At 57.5% G+C, this 23,029-nt stretch carries 21 protein-coding genes and 1 tRNA gene; 10 read left to right on the top strand and 12 right to left on the bottom strand.

Going from position 1 to position 23,029, the window contains the following annotated elements; translation table 11 throughout:
- Positions 1 to 13 precede the first annotated feature (13 nt).
- Complete coding sequence (tpx, locus tag K3767_RS08770; RefSeq protein ID WP_221173210.1) at positions 14 to 1,030, top strand: thiol peroxidase; 1,017 nt, start codon at positions 14 to 16, stop codon at positions 1,028 to 1,030.
- Here the strand turns inward: tpx and K3767_RS08765 are convergent.
- Genes K3767_RS08765 through K3767_RS08750 form a run of 4 tightly spaced genes read right to left on the bottom strand, consistent with a single transcriptional unit; the run spans position 991 to position 6,109 of the window.
- Positions 991 to 2,376, bottom strand: coding sequence for a B12-binding domain-containing radical SAM protein (locus K3767_RS08765; RefSeq protein ID WP_221173209.1), 1,386 nt, complete (start codon positions 2,374 to 2,376; stop codon positions 991 to 993). The genes tpx and K3767_RS08765 overlap by 40 nt on opposite strands.
- Positions 2,377 to 2,395: 19 nt before the next feature.
- Positions 2,396 to 4,333, bottom strand: coding sequence for a DUF3488 and transglutaminase-like domain-containing protein (locus K3767_RS08760; protein WP_221173208.1), 1,938 nt, complete (start codon positions 4,331 to 4,333; stop codon positions 2,396 to 2,398).
- Entirely contained in the window at positions 4,326 to 5,183 is an 858-nt protein-coding gene (locus K3767_RS08755) for a DUF58 domain-containing protein (protein WP_221173207.1), read from the bottom strand. The genes K3767_RS08760 and K3767_RS08755 overlap by 8 nt, the downstream gene beginning before the upstream one ends.
- Complete coding sequence (locus tag K3767_RS08750; RefSeq protein ID WP_221173206.1) at positions 5,180 to 6,109, bottom strand: MoxR family ATPase; 930 nt, start codon at positions 6,107 to 6,109, stop codon at positions 5,180 to 5,182. The genes K3767_RS08755 and K3767_RS08750 overlap by 4 nt, the downstream gene beginning before the upstream one ends.
- A 56-nt stretch (positions 6,110 to 6,165) precedes the next feature.
- On the opposite strand from K3767_RS08750, the gene hisF reads away from it, so the two are divergent.
- Entirely contained in the window at positions 6,166 to 7,743 is a 1,578-nt protein-coding gene (gene hisF / locus K3767_RS08745; RefSeq protein ID WP_221173205.1) for an imidazole glycerol phosphate synthase subunit HisF, read from the top strand.
- A gap of 277 nt (positions 7,744 to 8,020) precedes the next feature.
- Here the strand turns inward: hisF and K3767_RS08740 are convergent.
- The 4 genes from K3767_RS08740 to radC all read right to left on the bottom strand — a co-directional run bounded on the left by K3767_RS08740 (position 8,021) and on the right by radC (position 11,051).
- Positions 8,021 to 8,114 (bottom strand) — tRNA-Ser (locus K3767_RS08740).
- Positions 8,115 to 8,175: 61 nt separating this feature from the next.
- Complete coding sequence (gene tadA, locus K3767_RS08735; protein WP_221173204.1) at positions 8,176 to 8,634, bottom strand: tRNA adenosine(34) deaminase TadA; 459 nt, start codon at positions 8,632 to 8,634, stop codon at positions 8,176 to 8,178.
- A gap of 3 nt (positions 8,635 to 8,637) precedes the next feature.
- Entirely contained in the window at positions 8,638 to 10,296 is a 1,659-nt protein-coding gene (ispH, locus tag K3767_RS08730) for a 4-hydroxy-3-methylbut-2-enyl diphosphate reductase (protein ID WP_221173203.1), read from the bottom strand.
- Between the two features lie 5 nt (positions 10,297 to 10,301).
- Positions 10,302 to 11,051 (bottom strand): DNA repair protein RadC, encoded by a 750-nt coding sequence (gene radC, locus K3767_RS08725; protein ID WP_255592370.1) that lies wholly within the window; start codon positions 11,049 to 11,051, stop codon positions 10,302 to 10,304.
- Here radC and tsaD point away from each other — a divergent pair.
- Positions 11,035 to 12,048: a tRNA (adenosine(37)-N6)-threonylcarbamoyltransferase complex transferase subunit TsaD gene (gene tsaD, locus K3767_RS08720; RefSeq protein ID WP_221173202.1), complete on the top strand. Its 1,014-nt coding sequence runs from the start codon at positions 11,035 to 11,037 to the stop codon at positions 12,046 to 12,048. The two genes, radC and tsaD, sit on opposite strands and share 17 nt — an antisense overlap.
- Positions 12,014 to 12,907, top strand: coding sequence for a 16S rRNA (adenine(1518)-N(6)/adenine(1519)-N(6))-dimethyltransferase RsmA (gene rsmA, locus K3767_RS08715; RefSeq protein WP_221173201.1), 894 nt, complete (start codon positions 12,014 to 12,016; stop codon positions 12,905 to 12,907). Before tsaD ends, rsmA begins: the two co-directional genes overlap by 35 nt.
- On the opposite strand, the gene K3767_RS08710 is transcribed toward rsmA, so the two are convergent.
- Positions 12,848 to 13,537 (bottom strand): type 1 glutamine amidotransferase, encoded by a 690-nt coding sequence (locus K3767_RS08710; protein WP_221173200.1) that lies wholly within the window; start codon positions 13,535 to 13,537, stop codon positions 12,848 to 12,850. The two genes, rsmA and K3767_RS08710, sit on opposite strands and share 60 nt — an antisense overlap.
- Complete coding sequence (locus K3767_RS08705) at positions 13,503 to 14,678, bottom strand: 3-deoxy-7-phosphoheptulonate synthase (protein ID WP_221173199.1); 1,176 nt, start codon at positions 14,676 to 14,678, stop codon at positions 13,503 to 13,505. The genes K3767_RS08710 and K3767_RS08705 overlap by 35 nt, the downstream gene beginning before the upstream one ends.
- Positions 14,679 to 14,719: 41 nt before the next feature.
- On the opposite strand from K3767_RS08705, the gene K3767_RS08700 reads away from it, so the two are divergent.
- The gene (locus tag K3767_RS08700; protein ID WP_221173198.1) at positions 14,720 to 15,964 is read left to right on the top strand and encodes a hypothetical protein; all 1,245 of its coding nucleotides are present in this window, start codon (positions 14,720 to 14,722) and stop codon (positions 15,962 to 15,964) included.
- On the opposite strand, the gene lepB is transcribed toward K3767_RS08700, so the two are convergent.
- Together lepB and lepA are read right to left on the bottom strand one after the other, a co-directional pair.
- Positions 15,958 to 16,608, bottom strand: coding sequence for a signal peptidase I (gene lepB, locus K3767_RS08695; protein ID WP_221173197.1), 651 nt, complete (start codon positions 16,606 to 16,608; stop codon positions 15,958 to 15,960). The two genes, K3767_RS08700 and lepB, sit on opposite strands and share 7 nt — an antisense overlap.
- A 22-nt stretch (positions 16,609 to 16,630) precedes the next feature.
- Entirely contained in the window at positions 16,631 to 18,430 is a 1,800-nt protein-coding gene (gene lepA, locus K3767_RS08690; RefSeq protein ID WP_221173196.1) for a translation elongation factor 4, read from the bottom strand.
- 103 nt (positions 18,431 to 18,533) lie between these two features.
- Here lepA and pilM point away from each other — a divergent pair, with 103 nt between their 5' ends.
- From pilM to K3767_RS08665, 5 genes are all read left to right on the top strand, one after another.
- A complete protein-coding gene (gene pilM / locus K3767_RS08685) occupies positions 18,534 to 19,577 on the top strand; it encodes a pilus assembly protein PilM (RefSeq protein ID WP_221173195.1) in 1,044 nt (347 codons plus the stop codon).
- Entirely contained in the window at positions 19,574 to 20,110 is a 537-nt protein-coding gene (locus K3767_RS08680; protein ID WP_221173194.1) for a PilN domain-containing protein, read from the top strand. Before pilM ends, K3767_RS08680 begins: the two co-directional genes overlap by 4 nt.
- 8 nt (positions 20,111 to 20,118) lie before the next feature.
- Entirely contained in the window at positions 20,119 to 20,736 is a 618-nt protein-coding gene (locus tag K3767_RS08675; RefSeq protein ID WP_221173193.1) for a type 4a pilus biogenesis protein PilO, read from the top strand.
- Between the two features lie 74 nt (positions 20,737 to 20,810).
- Positions 20,811 to 21,254, top strand: a complete 444-nt coding sequence (locus K3767_RS08670; RefSeq protein ID WP_221173192.1) for a pilus assembly protein PilP — start codon at positions 20,811 to 20,813, stop codon at positions 21,252 to 21,254.
- Entirely contained in the window at positions 21,241 to 23,025 is a 1,785-nt protein-coding gene (locus K3767_RS08665; RefSeq protein ID WP_221173191.1) for a type IV pilus secretin PilQ, read from the top strand. The genes K3767_RS08670 and K3767_RS08665 overlap by 14 nt, the downstream gene beginning before the upstream one ends.
- Positions 23,026 to 23,029: the final 4 nt, after the last annotated feature.

Raw genomic sequence — 23,029 nt, 5'->3', positions numbered from 1 at the left:
GAGGGAGGCCGAAATGAGAGTCCTTATTCTCAGTGCCGACCAGTTCGAGGACAGTGAACTTCTCTATCCTTACTGGCGCCTTCGGGAGGAGGGTTTCACGCCCGAGGTGGCCTCGTTTAAGAAGGAGAAGATCCGGGGAAAGCGGGGCTACGAGGTACCGGTGGACCTCACCCTGGAGGAGGTGCGGGTGGAGGACTACGCGGGGCTCGTGCTTCCCGGTGGAAAGGCCCCGGCCGCCCTGCGGGAGGACGAACGGGTGCTCGCCCTGGTTCGGAATTTTTACCGTAGCGGCAAACCCATTGCGGCCATATGTCACGGTCCGCAGATTCTCGTCTCCGCCGGACTCCTTTCGGGCCACAAAGCCACCTGCTACTGGAAGGTGAAGGATGAAGTGCTGGCCTGCGGGGCGGAATACCTCGACCGGGAGGTGGTGGTGGACGGTCAGATCGTCACCTCGCGCCATCCCGGGGATCTTCCGGCCTTCATGAGGGCCTTTCTGCGCAAGCTAAAGGGGCTCGAGGAGCGTCCCGGGGCCGTGACCTTTAAGGGGCAGCCCCTCACCCTGATAGGACCGGAGATTCGGGTGGGCCAGAAGGCCCCGGCCTTCACCCTGGTGGACAGGGACCTCAATCCGGTGGCGCTGGCGGACTTTTCCGGACGGATAAAGGTGATAAGCGTGACCCCCTCTCTGGACACCCCGGTGTGCGACCTCCAGGCCCGAAGGTTCAATGCCGAGGCCGCGGCGTTTTCCGATGAGGTGGTGGTGCTCAATGTGAGCGTGGATATTCCCTTTGCCCTGGCCCGCTACTGCGGAGCCGCGGGCATCGATAGGGTGACGGTGCTTTCGGACTACCGGGAGAGGGCCTTCGGCCGGGCCTACGGGCTCCTCATCAAGGAGCTGGGGTTGCTAGCCCGGGCGGTTCTGGTGCTGGATCGCGACGACACCGTGCGTTATGTGGAAGTGGTTTCCGAAGTCACCCGGGAACCCGATTACGAGGCGGCGCTGGCCGCGGTGAGGGAGCTCAGGTAGGCGAATTCCTCTTCGTTTTCCTTCCGCCAGCGGCGCACGAATTTCCGGCCCATGAAGGCGATATAGGCCCCGAACCGGTCCCCGCGCAGCAGACGACGCAGGGCCTCGGAAAGGGAATAAAATCGCCGGTGAAGCTCATAGGAAAGCTCCATGAGGCGCAGCGGGGAGAGGTTCCGGGGATGGAAGACCACATGATGGCCGTCGTAGAGGTCCCAGCGGCGGTCGAAGATGCGCCCGGCCTCCTCGAACTGGCGAAACAGCTTCGAGCCCGGAATCGGGGTGAGGACCAGGAACTGGGCGGAATCCAGATGGACCTTCCTGGCGAAATCCAGAGTGGCCCGGATGGTCTCTTCGGTGTCGGTATCGGCCCCGATCACGAACATCCCGTGCACCCGAATCCCGTAACGATGAAAGGCGCGCACACCCTCCTCGATCTCCTGAAAGGTGATACCCTTGCGGAAGGCCTTAAGCGTTTCCGGATTCACGGACTCAAGACCGATGTAAACCACGAAACAGCGACTCCTTTTCATGAGATCTAGCATCTCCCGGTCCCGATAGACATCGATGCGAACCTGAGAGGACCATACGCCCCGAAAGTTCTGTCTGATCATACCTTCAAGCAATTCCTTGGTGCGCTCGGGGTGGGCGGCGAAGTTGTCGTCGTAGAAGAAGACATGCTGTCCCGGTTGGATGCCGGAGATCTCTTCCAGGACGAGTTCCGTGGAGCGATAGCGATACTTGCGGCCGAACATGGCGATCACCGAGCAGAAAACGCAGCCGTAGGGGCACCCCCGGGAGGTCATGGTGGGATAGATGCGCATCCTTTCCGGACTCACCCCGGGCACCAGGCGAAAGTCCGGGACGGGAAGCTCGTCCAGGTCCACGAACCCCTGCCGGGGCGGGTTGTGCACCCGCTCCTCCCCCCGCCGGAAGGAGAGGCCGGGGACGGTCTCGAACCCTCCGCCGTCGGAGAGAACCTCCACCAGCTCCACCACGGTTTTCTCTCCCTCGCCCCGGATCACGAAGTCCGCGTGCTCCAGGGCCTCGTCCGGAAGAAAGGTGGCGTGAGGGCCTCCCAGGACGACGGGTTTGTGCCATTCCCGGCGTATCCGGTCGGCCAGCGCGTAAGCCCTCTCGGCGGTGGGGGTGATGGTGGAGATGAGCACCAGGTCCGCTTCGCGCACCGCCCTCCAGTCCACCTCACCCCATTCCTCGAGGAAGACCCTGACCTCGTGGCCCCGATTCCGGAGGATGGTGCCCAGGAGGGGCATGGCCAGACGAGGAAGCCTGAAGGCCGAAAACACATGGGTGCGCGGGTTGCGCGGTTCAATACAGACGACCCTCATCCGCCCCCCCGACCCCGGATTATTTAAATATTTTAAACCCCAAAGAAGGGGGGTTGTCCAGCGCCGCACGAATCCGGGCCAGGAGTTTCTCCTGAGCCCGGCGGGTATCCTCTTCGCCGAAGGCCTCGCGTTCGTAAAGTTCGAGGAATCGTTCTAGAAAGCTGGAGATTTCCGGCCTCTGTCCCGAGATCCGGCTGAAGTATTCCCGCAGGGTTTCCGAGGATGCCCGCGGACCGACCCGTTTTTCGAGGTCCCGAAGGAGCCTTTCCACCGGGGGCCGCCTCCGGTATCTCCTGAGAAAGACGAAAAACAGCAGAAGGCCCAGGAGGACGAGCCCCGTTGCCGGAATAAGATCCTTCGCTCGACCGTTCAGGGAAAACGCGGAAGGCTTCGGCAGGGAAAATCGTGCCGCCTCGCGAGAAAGCCCCCGGAGGAGCCGGACCTGTTTCAGAAAATCGTACTCCACCACCCAGTAGTACCAGCGAAATTCCAGATAATCCCAGAGAAGTCTCAGGCGATGGAAGGTGGAGGGACGGTGGAGACTTCCGGGCGCGGGAGGGGTGGGATCGAAGGATACCCAGCCCCGTCCGGGGATGAGCACCTCCACCCAGGTGTGGGCGTCCTTTGCCCGCAGAAGATAATACTTCCCCAGGGGATTCCACTCTCCTCCGGCATAGCCTCCCACCACGCGGGCCGGAAGCCCCAGTGTGCGCAGGAGAAAGACCATGGCGGTGGCGAAGTATTCACAGTGTCCCCGATGACTCTCGAAGAGAAACCAGCGCAGGGGGTCGCCCCGGGGCCTCCCCGGAGACACGGTATAGGTGTAATTTTCCCTGAGGAAGTGCATCACGGCCCGGACCGTGGCCAGAGGGGTGGACCGTTTGAGCCTTTTCGCGAGGGGTGCAAGGAAGGACTTTACATTCTCCGGCACGGCGAGAAACCTTTCCGGAGGGCTCTCCACCGGAAAGGTCCCGGACAAGACGGCCTCTATTCGCCACAGGGACGGCTCCACCACGGGTTCCCTGAGGAGCACGGTTCCCTCCGGCCCGGTAAAGGCCCGGGGTCCTCTTACGGTCCGCACCGAAAGGGGATAACCCGGAACCGGAAGCCCCGAGGTCTCCGCCACCGGAAGGACCTCAAAGGTGGCCCGGGGCCCGGAAGGCGGGGTTCTCCTCCGGCCTCGACCGCGAAGGGCCTCCCACACTCCTTTCCGGTAGCGTCCGTACACATATACCCGAAAGTAAGGTCTCTTCGGACGCGGTCCTTTTCTCCAGCGAATCCTGAAGACCACGGATGGATCCTCCTTTAGGGCAACCACGGCCCCCGGGTCCACCTCTTCGGAGAGACCGGTGCGGGTCCCTCCCAGGTAAGCGGAAAATAGGGTGAACCGGGGGCGGGGGAGGAACAGAAAGTAAAATACGGTCAGAAACAGGATACCCAGGGTGAAAAGCAGACCCAGGATCAGGAGTCTCGAGGCCAGTTTTCGGGAGATTTGCTCGCATTCCCGGGCCGCGTAGAGCAAGACCAGGCCGGAAACGGAAACCCAGGTTTCGACTACAAAAAGCACGGCGTAGCCCGGATCAAGCCTTATCACCGCCGACCCCACCAGGAGAAGCTGGGCCAGGAGGAAAAGCTGGAGGGCGTCCCGGGGGGTACGGGGTCCGAGTATCTTTGCCGCGGCTATGATCAGGAGGTATCCCAGGAAGTCCTGAACCAGGGTTTCCGGGCGAAGGCCGAAGAGCCCCCACAGGAGAAACGGGGCCATGAAAAGGAGCTGGCTTCTTACGGAAAGTCCGGAAAAGCGCGGATCACGCCGGAGGAATAACACCAGGAGAAGCCCTCCTCCGAAGGCCGAGAGGCCTGGCAGGGGAAGGTCCCGGGCGAGAAACAGCACCGGTGCCCCGAGGGCCAGCACTCCTAGCCACCAGGCCCATCGTAACGGATAGAGCTCAGACATAGGCCAGGGCCTCGAGAAGAATTCGGCGGTGGTCGTTGCCCATTCCGGGAGGGATCTCTCGCTCCGGAAGTTTTAGTCCCACGGACTTACCCTCCCGCAGACTCCTCAGGACCACCTCGGTAGCCCGGGAGACGAGTTCCTCGGAGATCGGAGGGCGCAGGTCGAGCACGATCCGGGATCCGGAGGAGCCGCGAAAGAGTTTCACCAGGAGTTCCCCCCGGGCCGCGGAAGCCTTCCAGGCTATGCGGCTCGCCGGGGTTCCCTCCCTGAAAGGCTCGAGGCCCACGAGATCCTCGGGCTCGGTCTCCGCACTTCCGGAAAGGGAGGCCCCGGTCTCTCCTACCTCAAGGGCAACGATCCTCAACGGCCCCGATTGAGGGCGGGGATAGACGGTAAGGGCGAGGTTCGACTCCAGAAAACGCGTTCGCCGGAAAAATCCCAGGGGATATCCGGAGACCAGCTCCAGGAAGGAGAGGCGCCCTGTGCCGCGACGGGGAAAACGAAGCCACAGGGAAACGGTCCGCTTTCCGCGAAACCAGGGCACCAGGGTCTCCCCGTAAGGGGTGCGCACCCGCAGAAAAAAACAGGGCCAGAAGGGGCCCCGGAGGTGCACCCTGAAGAGGGCCGGAAGACCGGCAAATATCTCCGGGGGAGGTTCAAGTTCCACCTTTACCCGGGAGAGGTTGAGCCAGGAGGCCAGGCCGGAAAGGGTCATAAGGGCGAGAAGCGCCGAGGCGGAGAGGTACAGCAGGTTGTTTCCGGTGTTCACCCCTGCAAGGGCCACCACCAGCGTGAGGCCGATCAGTAGGTATCCGGAGAGGGTGATCCTTACCCGGTATCTCTTTTTCACAGGGGCACCGGTACCCGGGAGAGGATTTCCTGCAGGAGCTCCTCTCGCGCCCCGGGCTCAAGCTCCGCCCGGGGAAGGAGACGATGATAGGCCACCGGCACGAAAACCGCTTTCACCTCATCAGGGGTCACGAAATCCCGATTGCGCAGATAGGCGAGCGCTCTCGCCGCGGCCTGGAGGGCCAGAAGCCCCCGGGTGGAAAACCCGTAGCGAAACTCCGAACTTCTACGGCTGGCCTCGGCGAGATCGAGAAGGTAATCCCTGAGCCGGTCCGAAACCTTTACCCTCCGGGTCTCCTTTTGCAGGATCAGCCATTCCTCACGGGAAAAAATCGGCTGTAGCTCACGGGCCTTTTCGTAAAGTCCGTTCTCGGCGAGTACCTTTCGTTCCTCCTCGCGGGGAGGATAACCCAACGAAAGTCGCATCAAAAAACGGTCCAGCTGGGACTCGGGGAGAGGATAGGTTCCGTAGAGATCCAAGGGATTCTGTGTGGCGATGACCATGAATGGTTCCGGCAGGGAATAGGTCTTTCCCGAGAGGGAGACCCGCCCTTCGGCCATGGCCTCCAGAAGGGCACTCTGCGTACGGGGACTGGCCCGATTGATTTCGTCGGCAAGAAGGACATTGGTAAAGATGGGGCCGGGATGAAAAACGAAGCGACCTTCCGAGGCCTGCCACACCTCCGTTCCCAGGAGATCCGCCGGCAGAAGATCGTTGGTGAACTGGACCCGACGGAACGCTCCCCCCGTGGTCCGGGCCAGGGCCACGGCCAGGGTGGTCTTGCCCGTGCCCGGAAGATCCTCGAGCAGTAGATGTCCCCCGGCCAGGAAACAGCTCACCGCCAGTTCCACCACCTCGCTCTTTCCGCGGAGGACCTGATTGAGGACTTCGAGGAGGCTCGGCAGTCTGTCCCGGGGAGAGGGCATGTCCCTTTCATTCTACCGTGTTAAAATGGTCGCCAAAAGACCGTGAGGGGCCGGAAATGCGGGTGGCGCTGCTTGATTACGGAGCGGGAAATGTGCGAAGCGTGGTAAACGCCCTGCGGGTCCTGGGGGCCGAGGTTAGGTTCGTGGAACGCCCGGAAGACATCCTTTCCGCCGAGCGGCTGGTCTTTCCGGGGGTGGGCCATTTCGGAAGCATCATGCGAGCCCTTCACGAAAAGGGCTTCGTGGAACCGCTGCGGGAATACCTGCGGGCCAATCGTCCCTTTCTGGGAATCTGCCTGGGGCTTCAGGTGCTTTTCGAGGGAAGCGAGGAGGCCCCGGGCGTGGCAGGGCTTTCCGTCTTCCGCGGTTTCGTTCGTCGTTTTCGAATAGATCTTTCGGTACCCCACATCGGCTGGAACGGGATCAAACCTCGCAAACCCTCCCGTCTCTTTCAGGGGCTGACCGGTGAGGAAAAATTCTACTTCGTCCATTCCTACTATGTGGATCCCTGGGATCCGGACCTGGCCCTTACGGTCACGGATTACGGAATCGAGTTCGTGAGTGCCGTGGAGGACGGGAATGTGGTGGCCCTTCAGTTTCATCCGGAAAAAAGTGGCCCGGCGGGACTCCGGATCCTCGAAAATTTTCTCCGCGGGGAGGGGCCGGTGGTTCTGCCTTCTCGACCTCCCGAGCGGACTCAACTGGCCAAACGCATCATCGCCTGCCTGGATGTCCGTTCGGACGACGAGGGGCGTCTGGTGGTTACCAAGGGGCTCCAGTACGATGTGCGGGAGGGCGGCCGGGTACGGGACCTGGGAGACCCCGTGGACCTCGCCCACCGCTATTACCGGGAGGGGGCGGACGAGATCACCTTCCTGAACATAACCGGTTTCCGCCACTTCCCCCTGAAGGATCAACCCATGCTGGAGGTCCTTCGGCGCACCTCCGAACGGGTCTTCGTGCCGCTCACCATCGGAGGGGGCATTCGGGACTTCACCGATCACGACGGACGCTCCTACACCGCCCTGGAGGTGGCCTCCGCCTACTTTCGGGCCGGGGCGGACAAGGTCTCCATCGGTTCCGATGCGGTATACATCGTGGAGGAAGTCCTCCGAAAGGGTCCCTCGGGCCGATCCTCCATCGAAACCATCTCCCGGGTTTACGGCCGACAGGCGGTGGTGATATCCATCGATCCCCGGAGACATTATGTGAAAAGCCCTTCCGAAACGGAACATCCGGTTATAGAGACCGCCGAACCCGGTCCGAACGGGGAACGCTATTGCTGGTTCCAGTGCACGGTCAAGGGAGGACGAGAGGCTCGGGATGTGGACGCCATCACCCTGGCCCGGGTCTGCGAGGAACTCGGAGCCGGGGAGATACTCTTGAACAGCATCGACCGCGACGGTACCAATCGCGGATACGATCTGGAATTGATCCAGGCCGTGGCGGAGGCGGTCTCTATTCCGGTGATCGCCTCAAGCGGTGCCGGCTCGGTGGAGCACTTTTACCAGGTCTTCGCCCACACCCAGGCCGAAGCGGCCCTGGCTGCGGGCATCTTCCATCGCCGGGAGGTGGAAATCCCCGAGATCAAGCGTTACCTCCGGGAAAAAGGCCTTGAGGTCCGCCTTGCTTGACCTTCGAGTTCTCGGATGAAAAACCTTAAGAATGCTTCATACGCCCTCCCCTCAAAGCTCGGTGTTGCCTAAATTTTTGTGTCTATTAAGAGAAAAGAGGAAGCCTCTCCAATGGGGAAGGGCTAAAGAATTGAGAATTAGGCCCGGAGCCCCTCCGCAGGAGGGATAATGGAAGTATTATAAAAAATGTCAATACTTCGGATTGACTCATTGAGACTTTTGGGATGTTTAGAGACCGAAGATTGGGGGGTACGAGATTTATAATATTTACAATAATTGGCGGAGGGGGAGGGATTCGAACCCCCGAGGGGAGCTTTCACTCCCCTAGCCGATTTCGAGTCGGCCCCCTTCGACCACTCGGGCACCCCTCCTTTCGCCCCGGCAGCGAATAATATAACACCGGATTCAAAAATTGCATCCCCGTGAAAACTCTCAACGGCGTAGCCGGAAGAATTCCCGAAGGAGTAGGGCGGCCTCCTCGGCCAGGATCCCTTCCTCCACCTCGAGACGGTGGTTCAGGCGCGGGTCCCTCACCAGATCGTAAAGACTTCCGCAGGCTCCCGTCCGTTCGTCCCTGGCTCCGAAGACCAGGCGTTTTACCCGGGCATGGACCAGCGCTCCGGCGCACATGGGACAGGGTTCCAGGGTTACATAAAGCGTGGTCCCGAGGAGACGGTAATTTCCCACCCGGCGAGCCCCTTCCCTTAAGACCAGGATTTCGGCGTGCGCCGTGGGATCACACAGCCCCAGGGGACGATTGTGCGCCCGGGCCAGGATTTCCCCCTCCGGAGATACCAGTACCGCTCCCACCGGAACCTCCCCTTCCCGAAAGGCCTTTTCGGCCTCCCGCAGCGCCTCTAGCATAAAAAAGCGATCTTTGTCCCCGGACATGATCTAAATTTTCACCACCAGAAGACTCAGGGTCATGAAGAGCAGGGAAGGAGAAAGACCGAGGTATTCAAGAGACACCCTTCGGCCTAAGGGTTTGCGGCGCAGGAAAAAGGTGATTCCTGTCTGAAGGAACGGGACCCCAAGAAGGATCAGGAACTTCCAGCCCGCCGAAAAGACCATCCCCAGGATCAGGAGGACTTCAGGAATGGGTAATCCCATAAGGAGTTTCAGGGTTCGATTTTCTCCGAGCCAGGCCGCCATGGATTCGCGACCGAGAAAGCCGTCCTCGAAAAGATCCAGGAGATCCAGGTAGAGAATTTGAAAGAAGACGGCTAGAACAATAAGTCCGAGGAGCACAAAGCCCGGCAGACCCGGCGGCGAGGAAGGGACCAGAAAAGAGCCCATCAGGACGATCCAGTAAAGAGTAATGAATAGGGGGCGATTCCCCGGAAAGAGTCCCCTCAGGGAGGTGAGGCTGTAGAGGGCCGAAATCCCTCCCAGAATAGCCACAAGCATGAGAATCTGAGGTCCCAGGCGATAGCCCATCAGGAGAGCCCCGGAAAAGGCCCCCAGGGATAACGATACCAGAAACTTTTCCCGTTTTCGGTAGAAAGCGGCCTTGTAGGGATGACACAGGGCCAGAACCTCGCGGGCTACCAGGGAGTTCCAGGTGTGGGCAAAAAAGACCATGAGGAATACAAGAACCGCTGCGGAAAGAGGCGGAGTTTTTCCGAGTATAAGGAAGCCTCCGGCCAGAAGCAAGACCGCGGAAAGGGCCAGCGGTACATGCAGATAGAGGAGCACACGCAGCAGGTGCCGCAGGGGATTCCCGTGGGCGGCCAGTCGTTCCACCACGCCGTTTATGAGCCAGTTGGGGGTGGAGGCACCGGCACTCACCCCCACACGGGGGTATCGGGCCAGTTCCGCAAGCGGCAACTCCTCCGGGGTTTCCACCAGGAAGGCCCGTGCCCCCTCCTCCCCGGCGATCTGGACGAGCCGGTTAGTGTTGGCACTTCCCCTTCCTCCCACCACCACTATGGCCGGGCATTCCCGCGCCAGCTCCCGTACACTCTCCTGGCGCACATGGGTGGCGTGGCAGATGGTGTTGATGACCTTTCCTCCGGGATAACGGGAAAGGATCTCCCGGGAAAGGAGTTCAAAGATTTCTTCGTCCTGAGTGGTCTGGGAGAGGATTACATACCTCTTTAGCGGGGGCAGACTCTCGAGATCGCCGAAGCTTTCCACCACCACTCCCCGCCCCCCGGTATAACCCAGGATTCCCCTTACCTCGGCGTGATCCCGATCCCCTATGACGATTACCTGATAGCCTTCCCGGGAATACTTTCGCGCCAGGGCCTGGACCCTGGCCACCCGGGGACAGGTTCCGTCAATCACCTCAAGCCCCGAGGCCGCCAGGGCCTCCTTTTCCTCCGGAGGCACTCCGTGGGCCCGGATGATGACCACCCCCTCCGGTGCGGTTTTCGTCTTTTTGAGGTCGCGCACCCCGAGCCGTTCCAGGAGTTCGAGGGCCTGGGGATTATGAATCAGGGGGCCATAGGTATAGACCGGTCTGGAGGAGGTTTCGGCGGCCTTCAGGGCCAGACGCATGGCCCGTCGCACCCCCATGCAAAAGCCGGCTTTTCGGGCGAGCCTTACCTTCATATTCCTCACAACTCCCTTTCCAGTTTTTCGAGAATTCCCTCCTCGGCCAGACTGAAATAGCCCTCCCGGGCGATGATCAGGTGATCCAGGATGCGGATCGAAAGGAGGTGCCCGGCCAGCAATAATTTGCGGGTGAGCTCGAGGTCCGCCCCGGAGGGACGGGGATCTCCGCTGGGGTGGTTGTGGGCCAGCACCAGGGAGGCCGCCCGGTGTTGAAAGGCCCGGGCGAAGACCTCCCGGGGATAGACGGCGGTTTCGGTAAGCGTGCCCCGAAAAAGTTCCTCCACCTCGATAATTCTTCCCCGGGCATCCAGGAAGATTACCTTGAAGATCTCCTGGGGGCGATGCTTCAGTTCGTGGGCCAGGTATTCGTAGGCTTCACGGGCACTGCGAATGTATTCCTTTTTCTCCAGGCGACGGCGAAGATACCGCCGGGCCACCTCGTGCACGAACTTGAGGGGCAAAGCATTCCTGGGTCCCACCCCCGGTACCTCCGTAAGTTTTTCCAGAGGGGCCTCCAGGACTGCGGCCAGCCCGCCAAACCGTTTGAGAAGCTCCCGGGCCGTAGCCCGCGTGTCTCGCCGGGGGGTGCCGAAGGCCAGCAACATCTCCAGGATGTCCTCGTCCGTGAAAGCGGAAAGACCGTACTCCAGAAAACGCCGCCTCAAGCGTTCCCTATGGCCGGAGATTCGTTTGTGGAATTCCTCAAGGGAGCGCATCTCTGCTATTATATACGGCATGCGTGTCCTGGCCATAGAGAGTTCCTGCGACGAGACCGCCGCCGCGGTGCTTGAGGTCGGCAAAGAGAGGGATTTCCGGCTGAAGGCCTCCCTCGTGGCCTCCCAGGTGGAGCTTCATCGACCCTTCGGGGGGATCGTCCCGGAGATCGCCTCCCGGAAGCACTTGGAGGTCATTTACCCCCTGGTAAGGGAAACCCTAGGGAGGGCCGGGATCTCCCCCGGGGAGGTGGATCTCGTGGCGGTAACCACCGGACCGGGGCTGGTAGGGGCCCTGGTGGTGGGGGTTTCCTTTGCCAAGTCCCTGGCCTTTTCCCTCGGGAAACCGCTGGTGCCCGTGGATCATGTAAGGGCTCACAGTCTCGCTATATTTCTGGAAAACGCCCCGGAGTTTCCCTGGATAAGTCTGGTGGTCTCCGGGGGACACACGGCCCTTTTTCTGGTACGCTCCCCCACGGAGCATTATCTTCTGGGGCACACCCGGGACGACGCCGCCGGTGAGGCCTTTGACAAGGTGGCCAAGCTCCTCCATCTGGGCTATCCCGGGGGACCGGTGATAAGTCGCCTGGCGGAGAAGGGAGACCCCGACCGTATCTGCCTTCCCAGACCCATGCTGGATAGCCCGGATTTTGACTTCAGTTTCGCCGGGCTCAAGACCGCGGTGTTGAATGTGGTGCGTTCGGGGGAGGAATTTCTGGTGCACGATCTCTGCGCGGCCTTCGAGGCCGCGGTGGCGGAGGTTCTGGTGGAAAAGACCGTGCGGGCGGTGAAGGCCGCGGGCATAGGAAGGGTCGTGGTTTCGGGAGGGGTGGCGGCCAATCGTCGCCTGAGAGGACTTTTTGAGGAGAGAGCTTGCGAGGAGGGGTTTGAGGTCTTCTTTCCTTCCCCGCAATACTGTACCGATAACGCGGCCATGGTGGCGGTTTCCGGCTATTTTGAATTCACGGCCGGCCACAAGGCCGGCTGGGATCTGGATGTCTATGCCCGGGCCCGTTTTCCCCGATATTCCTTCTAAGCCCCCCGGCCCGGCGGAACTGCTGAGACGCCACGGTCTCAGGCCGCGCAAGTCCCTGGGGCAGCACTTCCTTCGGCGTCCGGAAGCGGCCCTGCGGATTGTGGAGGCCGCGGCTCTGCCCCCGCACGAGACGGTGGTGGAACTCGGAGCCGGGCTGGGAATCCTGACCTGGGCCCTTTCCCTGCGATTCAGGCGGGTCATCGCCTACGAGCTCGACGAAAAGTTGCTCTCCGTACTCCGTAAGGAAAACTTCCTGCCCTCCCGGGTGGAGATCCGCCGGGGCGATATCCTGCGTCTGGACTATGCCGCGTTAAGGCGGGAGGTGGGGCGCCCCCTGATCCTCTTCGGGAATCTGCCCTATTACCTCTCAAGCCGGCTTCTATATCGACTCTACGAATTACACGAACTCTTCGAGGCGGCGGTCTTCATGTTCCAGCGTGAGGTGGCCGAAAGGCTGCTCGCTTCCCCGGGAGGGAAAAACTACGGTCTGCTTTCCGTTCTTACCTCCCTTCTTACCGAAGCCCGTCGGCTGATGCTCCTTTCCCCCGGGGAATTCTATCCCCCTCCGGAGGTGGCTTCCGCGGTGGTAAAACTGGTCTTCCGGCGGGAGTTTCTTCCCGAGGGGATTTTCCGGCTCCTGAAGGTGGCTTTTTCCCGGCGCCGCAAGAAGCTCCTGCGCAATCTCGCCACCGTCTGGCCGGAAGAGGCGATCCGGGAGGCCTTTCGGGATCTCGGCCTCGCCGAGAATATTAGGGCCGAGGCGGTGGGACCGGAGGTGTATCTGGAGCTGGCCCGTCGCCTAGAGGTCCACGAACCGGTCCAGAAGGGTAAAAAGGATCTCCCGGGTGGTTCGATATAGAGAATCCCGGCCCCGGATTTCCTCCGGGGATTGCACATAAGGCCCGGGAACCAGATCCTCGGCCGAATGTCTCAGGAGGTCCTCCGCCCCCTCCGGGGTCATTTCCAGGTGGAATTGCAGGGCCAGGGCCTGATCCCGGTAAAGGAAGGCCTGGTTTCGGCAGGCCTCGGAGTAGGCCACATGCATGGCTCCTTCCGGAAGGCCGAAGGTCTCCCCGTGCCAGTGAAAGGCCGGAAATTCCCGGGGAAGGCCCTCGAACAGTGAATGTTTTAGGGCTTCGTCGGTAAGGTGCACCGGAAACCAGCCTATCTCTTTGTGCCGGTTCTTGACCACTTCCGCTCCCAGGATTTCCGCCAGAAGCTGGGCCCCCAGACAGATTCCCAGAATGCGGCTTCCGGCCGCCAGGGCCTCCCTCAGGTAACCCTTTTCCTCCGGAAGCCAGGGATAACGGTCCTCGTCGTGAACGCTCATGGGCCCTCCCATAACCACCACCAGCTCGGGAAACTCCCGGGGGAGAGGATCGCCCGCGAAAAGGTGTATCCCCCGCAGTTCGTGACCCCTTTCGTCGGCCCAGTCCAGGATGGCCCGCGGGGTCTCAAAGGGCACATGCTGAAGGTAGAGTCCCTTCATCGATGGAGACCTCCTTTCGGGACGGTGCGGTTTGATATCTATGGGCCAGGGCCTTGCGGGTGAGGTAGGCCTCGCGCACCACCCGCATGTCCTCCACGAAGTGGGGAAGTTCCTCCAGGGTCAGGGCCTGGGGACCGTCGCAGAGCGCCTCCTCGGGCCGGGGGTGGAACTCCACCAGGATCATGTTGGCCCCGGCGATGACCCCCTGGGCGGCGATGTGAAAGATCTCCTGGATTCCGTCCGGCGCGGTCTGCCTCCGTCCGACGGAATGGGTGGGGTCCACGCAAACCGGAAGCCGCGTGAGCCCCTTCACCACCGGAACATGGGCAAAGTCCACCAGGTTGCGATGGGGATCCCCGAGATTGGTCTTCACCCCGCGCAGACAGAAGACGATCCTGCGATTGCCCTCACTGGCGATGTACTCACAGGCGTTGAGGGATTCCTCGAGGGTGATTCCCATTCCTCGCTTGTAAAGAACGGGAAACTCGTTCTGGCTTCCCACCGCCTTGAGCAGTTCGAAGTTCTGGGCGTTTCGGGTGCCGATCTGGAGCATGACCCCGGTGGGGCGCCCGGCCCGCTCGAGCTCCTCGTAAATCTCCTCTATGTGGACTTCCTTGGTGACCTCCATGGCAATACACCTGATGCCGTACTTCCCGGCCAGTTCAAAAAGCCAGGGCAGACACCGACGCCCGTGTCCCTGAAAGGAATAGGGATTGGTGCGGGGCTTGTAGGCCCCCATTCGCGAGGTGGTGACGCCCACCTCCCGCAGGGCCCGGAACATGGCCTCCACATTCTCCGGGGTGTCCACCGCGCAGAGCCCGGCGAAGATGTGAAAGGAGTCCTGGTCGAAGTAGAGACCGTTGTACTCGAAGCCCAGGGCCTCGAGGTCCTCCCGGTGACGACCGATCAGGCGATACTTCTTGGAGACCCGAACCACCCTCTCCACCCCGGGGAGACGCTCTATCTCCTCCTCGGGGATGCGGGAGGTATCCCCTATCACATATATCTCGATCACCTTCCTCTCCTTGCCCGTGACTCCGGAGATGCGGGTCTGAACGCCCTGATAGTAATGGAGGGTGTTCAGGATCTGTTTGACCTCCGGCCCGGCGGGATCGACTTCGGGTCTGAGAATAATAATCATCGGCCTTGGCGCCTCCTTTCCCGGGAACTATATTTGGAGACATGTTATCCCCGTGTGTTCGGGCTGTCAAAGTCCTCCTTCTCGCGGTGGTCCTTTCCCTTCTCACGGTTGCGGGAACCGTCGCTCGGGAACTTACCGTCGTGGTGGATCAACCCAGCTTCACCCCCATCGTGGTGCGGGTACCTCCCCTTTCCGGTCCGGCCGAGGTTTCGAGGGAGCTTTCCGCGGTTTTGCGAAACGATCTGCGTCTGCACCTCATTTTCCGGGTGCTCACGGAACCCCCTCTGGGAAGGACCTCGGTCCAGGAATATCTCATCTCCGGAAGGGTGGAGGCCCTGCGTCCACGGCTTCGTCTCTATCTCGAGTTGAGGGATCTCTTTGAAGATCGTCCTCTCCTGCGCAGGCTCTTCACCGGTCCACCCGCCGCCGGGCGCTTCATGATTCACCGATTCGTGGACCAGGCTGTGAGAGCCATGGCCGGTTTCCCCGGAGTGAGCTATTCCCAGGTGGCCTTCGTGCGGCGCACCCCCGGGGGGGACGAGCTCTGTCTCATGCACTTTGATCACTACAACCTCCGGGTGCTCTATCGGGCCCCCATCATTCTCAGCCCGCGGTTTTCGCCGGATGGGCGGCGTCTGGTCTTCGTCAGCTACGAAGGCGGCCGTCCGGTCGTCCGGACGATGGATCTGGTCTCCGGAAGCGTGCGCACGCTCTCCGCCTACCCGGGGCTTAACGCCTCCCCGGTGTGGCATCCGGACGGGAAACGGCTGGTGGTCACTCTGAGCAAGGACGGTTCTCCGGACCTTTATCTGGTAGACCTTTCGGGAAGGATCCTGCGGAGGCTCACCCAGGGCGAGGGCCTGAACACCGGGGGAAGCTTTTCCCCGGACGGGCACTACCTGGCCTTCGTTTCGGATCGGAGCGGTAGCCCCCAGATCTATGTTTACGACTTTCTTACCGGGGGCACTCGACGGCTCACCTTTTCCGGACGATACAATGTCTCTCCGGTCTGGTCCCCCCGGGGGGATCGAATAATCTTTTCCGGTCTGCGCCGGGGACGATTCATCCTTTTTTCCGTGGATCCCGGGGGAGGGAATCCCCTGGCCATAAGCGGGGAGGGTTCCTTTGAGGAGCCACGGGTGGCCCCAGACGGAATGTATGTGCTGGCCCGCGGACGCGGTCCCCGGGGCGAGGGACTGTATCTCTTTCTGGTAAACGGGGCCGTGCGCGAGCTCTATCTTTCGGGACGCATCGTGGGGCTGGACTGGGGAAGGCTCCCTCAGTGAATGAGCTTTCCTATTCTGCGCCAGCGAATGTGAAAGGTGCGCGGATCCCAGGAGAAATATATGAGAAAGGCCTTGCCCTTGAGGTCCCGAAGGGGCACGAACCCCCAGAAACGGCTGTCGTAACTCTCGTCCCGATTGTCCCCCATGACGAAGATGTAGCCCGGGGGAACCCGCACCGGCCCGAAGTTGTCCCGGCAGAGACTCCCTGATACGGAAAAGGGATCCCTTACGCACACCTCGCGGAGGGGGTAAACCCGAGGATCGGTGTGCTGTACATAGGGTTCCCTGAGGAGTTTGCCGTTTACATAAACCCGCTTGTTCCGGATCATAATGACATCTCCGGGGAGCCCTATGACCCGTTTGATGAAGTCGAGCTTTCGATTCAGGGGATAAATAAACACCACCACCTCCTGACGCCTGGGAAGGCGTCCGTGGTAAAGGATGGGTCTGCGGGTGAAGGGATCCCTGATCCCGTAGACCATCTTGTTTACCAGGATGTGGTCCCCGATGAGAAGGGTGGGGATCATGGATCCGGAGGGGATCTTGTAGGCCTGCACGAAAAAGGTGCGAATGAAGAGGGCCAGAACCAGGGCCAGCGCTATGCTTTTCACCCAATCCCAAACTTTTTCCCAGAAATCCTCCATCTTACGGGCTCCTTTGCCGGTTTTAGATGCGCAACACCGCCAGGAAGGCCTCCTGAGGGATCTCTACCTGCCCCAGGGCCTTCATGCGCTTTTTACCCTCTTTTTGTTTTTCCAGCAATTTTTTCTTTCGGGTCACATCCCCTCCGTAGCACTTGGCCAGCACATCCTTTCTGAGCGGAGGGATCCTTTCCCGGGCAATGACCTTGGAACCTATGGCCGCCTGGATGACCACCTCAAAGAGCTGGCGGGGAATGACCTCCTTGAGTCTGGACACCAGCTCCCGCCCGCGGTAATAGGCCTTCTCCCGGTGGACGATCACCGAGAGGGCGTCCACGGGTTGCTTGTTGATGAGGATGTCCATCTTTACCAGATCGCCGGGGCGATATTCCAGGAACTGATAATCCATGGAGGCGTAGCCCCGGGACACGGACTTGAGTCGGTCGAAGAAGTCGAGCACCACCTCGGCAAAGGGAAGATCGTAGATGATGAGGACCCGTTCCGGGGTGAGGTAGCGTATCTCCTTTTGAATCCCCCGTTTTTCCTCGCAGAGGGTGAGGATGGGACCGATGTAATCTTTGGGGGTGTAGATCTCGGCCCGTATGTAGGGCTCCTTGACTTCCTTTATCCTTCCGGGGTCGGGCCACTGGGCGGGATTCTCTATCTCCATCTCCTCGCCGCTGGTGAGCTCCACCCGGTAGCGCACCGAGGGAGCGGTGGTGATCAGGTTGAGCCCGAACTCCCGTTCCAGTCGCTCCTGGACGATTTCCATGTGGAGTAATCCCTGGAACCCGCAGCGGAATCCGAAGCCCAGGGCCGCCGAGGTTTCGGGCTCGTAGGAGAAGGCGGGGTCGTTCAGCCAGAGCTTTTCGATGGCCTCGCGCAGGTCCTCGTAGTCGTCACTTATCACGGGAAAGATTCCGGCAAAGACCATGGGTTTGATCTCCCGGAAACCGGGAAGCGGTTCCACCTCCGCGTCGGCTTCGGTAACCGTGTCGCCGATGCGGGTTTCGCGGACCTCCTTGATGCCGGCGGCGAAAAAGCCCACCTCTCCGGCGTAGAGGGCGTCCACCGAGGTGGGATGCGGGGCGAAGACCCCCACCCGGGTCACCTCGTAGACCCGGCCGGTGGAAAGGAGCCTGATCCTCTGGCCCGGATGGATCTTTCCCTCCACCACCCGGATGAGGACCACCACTCCCAGATAGGGGTCGTACCAGGAATCGAAGATGAGGGCCCGCAGGGGTTTTTTCCTTTCTCCCCGGGGCGGTGGGATCCTTTTCACGATGGCCTCCAGGATCTCCCTGGTGCCTATGCCCAGTTTGGCACTGGCCTCTATGGCCTCGGAGGCGTCTAGCCCGATGATCTCCTCTATCTCCCTTCGGACCCGATCCGGGTCGGCCTGGGGAAGGTCGATCTTGTTGAGCACCGGAATGATCTCCAGGTCGTTTTCTAGGGCCAGATAGACATTGGCCAGGGTCTGGGCCTCCACCCCCTGGGAGGCGTCCACCACCAGAAGGGCCCCCTCACAGGCGGAAAGGGCCCGGGAAACCTCGTAGGAGAAGTCCACATGGCCGGGCGTGTCGATGAGGTTGAGCTGATACACCTCACCGTCCTCGGCCTGGTAGTAAAGACGCACCGCCTGGGCCTTGATGGTGATGCCCCTTTCCCGTTCGAGATCGAGCTTGTCCAGGAACTGTTCACGCATTTCCCTTTCCGAGACCGCCCCGGTGGCCTCGAGCAGACGATCGGCCAGCGTGGACTTCCCGTGGTCCACATGGGCGATGATGGAAAAGTTTCTTATCCTTTCCTGAGGGAAGGCCTTCATGGGTGCCCGTATGTCCAGACTTTTTGCAACTATAACTCTAAGGTAATTTTGCTGCTTGACAAGGACTGTGAGTTTAAGCTATGAAAGAGGAGAGGGAGGGCCGATGTTTATATCTTTTGGGCCATTTGGGAAAAAGAGGGGTTTTTTGGGGTTAGATATAGGTAGTTACTCTCTCAAGCTTGCCGAAGCTTATCAAAAAGGTTCTTCTATTGTTATAAACAGTTTTTCACAGATTCGTCTTCCTCCGGACACCGTAACCGATGGGATGATCAAGAACAAGGAGGCGTTTCTTAAGGCTTTAAAGGAGCTGCTGGATAATTTAAAACCTCGGACGCATTTACTCAATACTGGTCTTTACGCATATACCACTTTCTATGAGCGCATCCCTCTTAGCTTTGTGGAGGAGGAAGATTTTCATCAGGCGGTTCTCTCGGAGATAGAGAGTTTTGTTCCCTTCGATTTAAGTGATATTTATATAGATTATGTTCCTTTTATTAAAGAAAAAGACAAATATGAGATAATTTTTGCTACAGCTAAGAAGGAGAATGTTGATACCTTGTTAGAAATTTTTTCTGAACTAAACCTCACGGTTAACGCTATAGATGTAGATGTTTTTGCGATTTCTAATTTACTTGAATTTTTATATGGGCCTAATATTAGATTAGTCATCGATATAGGATTTTCTAAAACTTTGACGGTATTTATTGATAAGCTTGGACCACTATTTTCCAGAGAGATTGCCTATGGTTTGTCTTATATTTTAAAAAATATTTCTCAAGAATTGGATGTTCCTCTTGATGAGGCGGAAAAGCTTCAGTTTTCCTTTCCCGACGATGAAAGAGGTTATGCGATAAAAGAAATATATACGGAATTCTTGCGTAATCTTGTGGAGGAAATTGAAAATAGTTTTAATATTTTTAAAGGTAAATATTACATGGTTCCTAAAGAGATATTCATTATCGGAGGTGGCAGTAATATACCGGGATTTTCTGATTTTATAAGAGATCAATTTAAAATAGAAGTAAAGGGTATAACATTGAATTCTAAACTTTCTTTTTCTGGTAATTTTGATGAAAATTATATTTCTTATATTAATAGAATTGGCGCCTTTGCTGTCGCTCAGGCCATCCGAGAGTTTATAGCATGATTAAAATTAATTTTGTAAAAGAGCGAGAGAAGAGAAAATTTGTTCTTCGAATAGATTGGCTTAAGATTTATTTTTTATCTGCATGTTTATGTTTATTTTTGGTTATATTTTCTTTTTTAGCGATTCAAAGGGAAATTAACGATAAAAATCGAGAAAAAGAGTTGCTTCAGCGTGAAAGAGCTCGATACATAATTTTAATAAAAAAGATCGAAAAACTTAAAAAGGAAGACGATGAACTTAAAAATCGTATTCAAACTATCATTGATTTAAAAAGGAAGCGCGGTCAACTTTTAAAGATTTTTGATGAAATTATGCTTTCTGTGCCTATAGGTAAAATGTATTTGGTGAATTTTTCTCTTCATAATAATAGAGCTATTGTTTCTGGATTTGCGCTTGATTATGAAAATGTTGCTGTTTATCTTAAGGCATTAGAGAGTAAGAAACTTTTCAAGCGCACTGACTTATTATATACCAAACAAAAAGAGATAAAAGGTTACAATTTGATCGAGTTTAAAATTAATCTTGAATTTTAAGGTGCAATATGCGTGATTATTTTTATAAATTAAAATCCTGGTTTGTTAAACAAATAGAGCCTCTAAATTTCCGACAGAGATTCATTCTGGCTATTATTAGTATAATTCTTCCTGTGTTTGTTTATGTTTATTGGTTTGTAATTCCTTCGGTAAAAAAGATTGAAAATTTGACGAAAGAAAATGATAAACTGCGAAAGGAAATTGCTAAATATCAAAAAATATCGAAACAGAAACCATTACTTGAGGCTAAACTGGCAAGAAGAAAGATCTTTTTTAAGAAATTGGTTTATACGCTTCCCAATGAAAAGGAGATTCCGGAACTGTTGAGTCGAGTATCCGAGCAGGCTAAACATTCTGGTCTGGAGGTTGTCTCCTTTACTCCTCAGCCGGAAATTGCTCATGATTACTATAATACTATTCCTTTCGGTATTGAATTAAAAGGAACTTTTGAAGAATTGGTTCTTTTCTGGGAAAAGGTTGAACACCTGCCCCGTATTATTACTTTGAACTCTATGGATCTACAGATGCGAGAAGGTGAGGCAGAAAAATTTTATCTTTCCGCAAGATGTGTGTTTCATACTTATAGATATACAGGAAAGGTGATAAATAAAAGGAAAAAGAGATGAGATTTGTTATTCTGATTTTGGTGATGTGTCTGTTTCTTGGAAATTGTAAAAGAGAAGAAAAGAGACCTTTATCCGTGAAGAGAACGACTTCCAAAAAAGGTATCATTCTCAAGGATCAGGAACTTGCACGATGGGAAAAGATTCTGGCGGCGGAGACTTACCATACCCGTCTTCGCGGTTTTTCGAACCCCTTTGAACCCTTTTTCAGGGAGAGAAGCCGGGGCAGGAAAAAGCGCGTAGCCTTATCCCCCCTGGAAAGGTGGACCCTTCAGGAACTCCGGCTCACCGGAATAGTAAAAAAGAATGGCCGAAGGTGGGCGCTGATAGAGGATCCTTCCGGAAAGGGATATTTCGTGTCGGTGGGAACGCGCATAGGCCCCAATCAGGGCTATATTACCAGAATCGGGAAGGATTTTATTATGGTCAGGGAAAGAGTGGTGGATTTTCTGGGACGCGAGAAAGTCAGAGAGATAAAAATATCCCTAAGACCTACGGAGGAAGCCCATGAGGTTCCTTAAACTGATTGTGGTTGCCTTTATCTTCCTGGGGGGAGGGGTGGCTCAGGCCGCCTATCATCTTTTACAAAATGTGGAAGTTTCTCCCTTTCCCAAGGGCGTGAGTATCATTTTTTCCTTTGATCGACTACCCGTATATACAGTTTCTGCGCGAGAGGGTAAGAAAGGGGTGGTGCTCAAGCTCGAGGACACCCGTATCGCCGATACCAAATGGATCGGAAATATCCGTAAAAGCCTGATAAAGAGCATTGATATCGCGGCGGAGGACCGGGGGATAAGAGTGGAACTTTTTACCGAAAAACCGGTGGCCTACAGGGTTAGGCCCGAAAAAAGGGGGCTTATTCTTACCCTTAGGGAGCTTGAAACCCCTTCCTCTCCCGTCGCACAACAGAGTAAGTCCAAGGAATGGTATGAACGAATTTCTCTGCCCAGAATAGAAGAGAGTGCCATAGAGGTACCGCTTACCCGAAGCAAGTATACCGGAACCCCCATATCGGTGGATTTTCAAAATGCGGATATTCATGCGGTACTGAGGTTGTTGGCCAAGGTCGGGGGGTTCAATGTGGTGGTCAGTGATAGCGTAAAGGGCACGGTGACCCTGCGCCTGGAGAATGTGCCCTGGGATCAGGTGCTGGATACCGTTCTGGCCAGTAAGGGGCTGGGAATGGTCAGGGTGGGTAACATCGTGCGGGTGGCCCCCCTGAAAGAGCTGCGGGACGAGGCCCGAAGGATCAGGGAGATAAAGGAGGAACAGGCCCGGGAGGAGGATGTAGCCCCCTTGAAGATGGTTTACTTTCAGGTGAACTACGCTCGAGCCAAGGATGTGGCCGAACAGATCAAAAAGATCCTTTCGGATCGCGGGGATGTGACCTACGAGGAAAGGACCAATCAAGTTATCGTGAAGGATGTGCCCAAGGTCATCCGGGAGGCCCGGGAGCTCATCAATCGCATCGATCAGCCCACCAAGCAGGTCCTCATCGAGGCCCGGATCGTGGAGGTTCAGGATAATTACGAGCACAGGCTGGGGATTCGCTGGTCCGGGGCGGGCTGGCGCCTGAGCCAGCATACCTTCACCGGTATTTCGCCCCAGACCGGACTGAGTCTGGACAACGATTTGAGCGCTTCCCAGGCCACCGGTGTCCAGCCCGGAACCGTGAACATCGGGATTGATCCCGGAGCCATAGTGGATCTGGGCGTGGCCGGGACCTCCCGGCTGGGCTTTACCTTCGGTCATGTGAGTCACGAGTCGGCCCTTTTTTTGGATGTGCAGCTCTCGGCTCTGGAGAGTGAGGGAGTGGCCAGGGTCATTTCCGCTCCCCGGGTTATCACCGAGGATAATCAGGAGGCCGAGATCAAACAGGGATTCCGCATCCCCTATCTTAAATTGAATGAACAGGGGGTAGCCACCACCGAATTCATGGATGCCACCCTGCGGTTGAAGGTGGTTCCCCATGTAACCCCGGATAATCGAATTACCCTGGAACTGGAGATTGAGAAGAATGCCCCGGATTTTAGCCGGCAGGTGAACGGGGTCCCCTCCATCGTGACCCGTTACGCCAAGACCAGGGTGATCGTTCAGAACGGAGATACCGTGGTGATCGGAGGGATAATAGAGCGGAACCTCTCCAATGCCAGCAACAAAGTTCCCGGCCTCTCCAGAATTCCGGGAGCCGGGGAGCTTTTCAAGAATCGTCAGCGTTCCTTTTCCAAAAACGAGTTGATCGTGTTCATCACCCCACGGATTGTCTCCTCCGACATATCCGGACTATACTGAGCCC

The organism is Thermosulfurimonas sp. F29 (assembly GCF_019688735.1).
Taxonomy (GTDB): domain Bacteria; phylum Desulfobacterota; class Thermodesulfobacteria; order Thermodesulfobacteriales; family Thermodesulfobacteriaceae; genus Thermosulfurimonas_A.
This window is presented reverse-complemented; position numbering and strand designations above follow the sequence as displayed.

Coding starts and splice junctions, on each gene's coding strand:
- tpx (WP_221173210.1), top strand. CDS start 14: ATGAGAGTCCTTATTCTCAGTGCCGACCAGTTCGAGGACAGTGAACTT.
- K3767_RS08765 (WP_221173209.1), bottom strand. CDS start 2,376: ATGAGGGTCGTCTGTATTGAACCGCGCAACCCGCGCACCCATGTGTTT.
- K3767_RS08760 (WP_221173208.1), bottom strand. CDS start 4,333: ATGTCTGAGCTCTATCCGTTACGATGGGCCTGGTGGCTAGGAGTGCTG.
- K3767_RS08750 (WP_221173206.1), bottom strand. CDS start 6,109: ATGCCCTCTCCCCGGGACAGACTGCCGAGCCTCCTCGAAGTCCTCAAT.
- hisF (WP_221173205.1), top strand. CDS start 6,166: ATGCGGGTGGCGCTGCTTGATTACGGAGCGGGAAATGTGCGAAGCGTG.
- tadA (WP_221173204.1), bottom strand. CDS start 8,634: ATGTCCGGGGACAAAGATCGCTTTTTTATGCTAGAGGCGCTGCGGGAG.
- ispH (WP_221173203.1), bottom strand. CDS start 10,296: ATGAAGGTAAGGCTCGCCCGAAAAGCCGGCTTTTGCATGGGGGTGCGA.
- tsaD (WP_221173202.1), top strand. CDS start 11,035: ATGCGTGTCCTGGCCATAGAGAGTTCCTGCGACGAGACCGCCGCCGCG.
- radC (WP_255592370.1), bottom strand. CDS start 11,051: ATGGCCAGGACACGCATGCCGTATATAATAGCAGAGATGCGCTCCCTT.
- rsmA (WP_221173201.1), top strand. CDS start 12,014: ATGCCCGGGCCCGTTTTCCCCGATATTCCTTCTAAGCCCCCCGGCCCG.
- K3767_RS08710 (WP_221173200.1), bottom strand. CDS start 13,537: ATGAAGGGACTCTACCTTCAGCATGTGCCCTTTGAGACCCCGCGGGCC.
- K3767_RS08705 (WP_221173199.1), bottom strand. CDS start 14,678: ATGATTATTATTCTCAGACCCGAAGTCGATCCCGCCGGGCCGGAGGTC.
- K3767_RS08700 (WP_221173198.1), top strand. CDS start 14,720: ATGTTATCCCCGTGTGTTCGGGCTGTCAAAGTCCTCCTTCTCGCGGTG.
- lepB (WP_221173197.1), bottom strand. CDS start 16,608: ATGGAGGATTTCTGGGAAAAAGTTTGGGATTGGGTGAAAAGCATAGCG.
- lepA (WP_221173196.1), bottom strand. CDS start 18,430: ATGAAGGCCTTCCCTCAGGAAAGGATAAGAAACTTTTCCATCATCGCC.
- pilM (WP_221173195.1), top strand. CDS start 18,534: ATGTTTATATCTTTTGGGCCATTTGGGAAAAAGAGGGGTTTTTTGGGG.
- K3767_RS08680 (WP_221173194.1), top strand. CDS start 19,574: ATGATTAAAATTAATTTTGTAAAAGAGCGAGAGAAGAGAAAATTTGTT.
- K3767_RS08675 (WP_221173193.1), top strand. CDS start 20,119: ATGCGTGATTATTTTTATAAATTAAAATCCTGGTTTGTTAAACAAATA.
- K3767_RS08665 (WP_221173191.1), top strand. CDS start 21,241: ATGAGGTTCCTTAAACTGATTGTGGTTGCCTTTATCTTCCTGGGGGGA.